We start from the raw sequence: 2,310 nt of genomic DNA, 5'->3' as shown, positions 1-2,310 counted from the left end.
CTCCTTGCCACTCTCAACTTATAGCGGACGGGGGGCCTTGCGGCAAGGCCCCGGTCGTACCGCAGAATCATCCCTCGAAGCCAGGACCTGGGAATATGGGGGATTCACGATGATCGACGTGATCATTGCCGGTGGTGGACCGACCGGTTTGATGCTGGCCGCCGAGTTGCGGCTGCACGGTGTGGACGTGGTCGTGCTGGAGAGGCTGGCCGAGCAGACCCGGCAGTCCCGCGGGCAGGGCCTGCACGCGCGCAGCGTCGAGGTGATGGACCAGCGCGGCCTCCTCGGCCGGTTCCTCGCTGTGAGTGAGAAGTTCCAGGTCGGCGGTCTCTTCGGCGGCATCGTCAAGCCGTGGCCGGAGCAGTTGGACACGGCGCACCCGTTCGGCGTCGCCACTCCGCAGCCGGTCACCGAACGGCTGTTGGGCGAGCACGCCCTCGAAGTCGGCACCGACATCCGGCGCGGCTGCGAAGTGGTCGGCCTGAGCCAGGACGAGGACGGGGTGACCGTCGAGCTGGCGGACGGCACGGAGCTGCGCTCGCGCTACCTCGTCGGGTGCGACGGCGGCCGCAGTACGGTGCGCAAGCTGCTCGGCATCGATTTCCCCGGCGAGGCCGCCAAGGTGGAGACGATGCTGGGCGAAATGGAGGTGACCGAGGATCCGGCGACGATCGCCGCCGCCGTCGCCGAAGTCAACAAGACCCAGCTGCGGTTCGGCGTCACCGCCCCCGGTGAGGACGGGGTGTGCCGCATCGTCGTGCCCGCCGACGGCGTGGCCGAGGACCGTGCGGCCGAGCCGACCCTGGACGAGTTCAAGAAGCAGCTGCGGGCGTTCGCGGGCACCGACTTCGGCGTGCACTCGCCGCGCTGGCTGTCCCGGTTCGGCGACGCCACCCGGCAGGCCGAGCGCTACCGGGTGGGCCGGGCCTTCCTGGCCGGCGACGCGGCGCACATCCACCCGCCGACCGGCGGGCAGGGGCTCAACCTGGGCGTGCAGGACGCGTTCAACCTCGGCTGGAAGCTGGCCGCCGCCGTCAACGGCTGGGCGCCGGAGGGGCTGCTGGACACGTACCACGTCGAACGGCACCCGGTGGGCGCCGCCGTGCTGAGCAACACCCGCGCGCAGATCACGCTGATGGGAACCGACGCGGGTCCGACCGCGCTGCGGGAGCTGTTCGCGAAGCTGATGGACTTCGAGGAGGTGAACCGGTACGTGACCGGAATGATCACCGCGGTCGACGTCACCTACGACTTCGGCGAGGGCCACGAGCTGCTCGGCCGGCGGATGCGGGACCTCGCGCTCAAGCAGGGGCGGCTGTACGAGCTGATGCGCGGCGGCCGCGGGCTGCTGCTCGACCAGACCGGCCGGCTCTCGGCGGCGGGCTGGGCGGACCGCGTCGATCACGTGGCCGACGTCAGCGAGGAACTGGACGTGCCCGCGGTGCTGCTGCGCCCGGACGGCCACGTGGCGTGGGCCGGTGACGATCAGCGGGAGCTGGACGGCCTGCTGGCGAAGTGGTTCGGCGCGGCCGCGGGCTGAGCGGTCAGGGGGCGGTCCTGCGGGTCCGCCCCCAGAGGCATCCGCAGACGCAGAGGGCCAGCCAGGCTGTGGCGAAGAGCCAGCCGCCGAGCACGTCGGTGTACCAGTGCACGCCGAGGTACACGCGGGTCAGGCCCACCGCCGCGCCCCAGACGGCGATCAGCGCGGCCAGGAGGGCGATACGGGGCGGAGGGGGTTCGCGCGTCAGGAGTGCGGTGATCAGGAGCCCGGCGGTGAGCGCGCCGACGGTGGCGTGGCCGGAGGGGAAGGAACAGCCGAGGGCGTGGGTGGCCCAGTCGGAGAGCGGCGGCCGGGGGCGGGCGATCAGCGTCATCACGGCGTAGCGCAGGGCCTGGCCTGCGCCGAGGCAGAGCACGAGGGCGGCGGTGAGGGTGAGGCGCCGGCGCCCGGTGCGGCCCGCGTACAGGCCGGCCGCGACGACCAGCGCGTACGGGAGGGGCCCGCTGCCGGTGGAGGTGACGGCCCTGGCCGCGGCCAGGGCGGCGGCGGACCGGTCCGTCACGGCCGCGCGGTGCGTCGCCGCGTCCCCGGGGAGCAGGCCGTCCGGGGCCAGGACGACCCACAGCGCGAGCAGGGCGAAGCAGGCCGAGGCGGCCGCGGCCACCCACCCGGCCGTCCGCAGGGCCCGTGCGGCGGGAGCGGACGCGGCCATGGGGGTGCGGCCTCTCGCTCGGAGCGGGTGGGGGGGGGAGCGGCGCCGGCGGGCCACCGGCCACCGCCCCGGGGACGACCGTAGCGGCAAGGGGTGC

General features: G+C 73.9%; 2 protein-coding genes. One reads left to right on the top strand and one right to left on the bottom strand.

What is annotated here, in order from left to right; translation table 11 throughout:
* The first annotated feature begins 109 nt into the window (after positions 1–109).
* Complete coding sequence (rox, locus tag ACFV0Q_RS40885; protein WP_385013101.1) at positions 110–1,540, top strand: rifampin monooxygenase; 1,431 nt, start codon at positions 110–112, stop codon at positions 1,538–1,540.
* 4 nt (positions 1,541–1,544) lie between these two features.
* Here the strand turns inward: rox and ACFV0Q_RS40880 are convergent, their stop codons facing one another.
* Positions 1,545–2,213, bottom strand: a complete 669-nt coding sequence (locus tag ACFV0Q_RS40880; RefSeq protein WP_385013099.1) for a phosphatase PAP2 family protein — start codon at positions 2,211–2,213, stop codon at positions 1,545–1,547.
* Between the last annotated feature and the right edge of the window lie 97 nt (positions 2,214–2,310).

The sequence above is a fragment of the Streptomyces sp. NPDC059564 genome (assembly GCF_042735575.1).
In the GTDB taxonomy this organism is placed as follows: Bacteria; Actinomycetota; Actinomycetes; order Streptomycetales; family Streptomycetaceae; genus Streptomyces.
This window is presented reverse-complemented; position numbering and strand designations above follow the sequence as displayed.

Bases quoted from the DNA above. Each gene is read 5' to 3' on its own strand.
- rox (WP_385013101.1), top strand. From the start codon at position 110: ATGATCGACGTGATCATTGCCGGTGGTGGACCGACCGGTTTGATGCTG.
- ACFV0Q_RS40880 (WP_385013099.1), bottom strand. From the start codon at position 2,213: ATGGCCGCGTCCGCTCCCGCCGCACGGGCCCTGCGGACGGCCGGGTGG.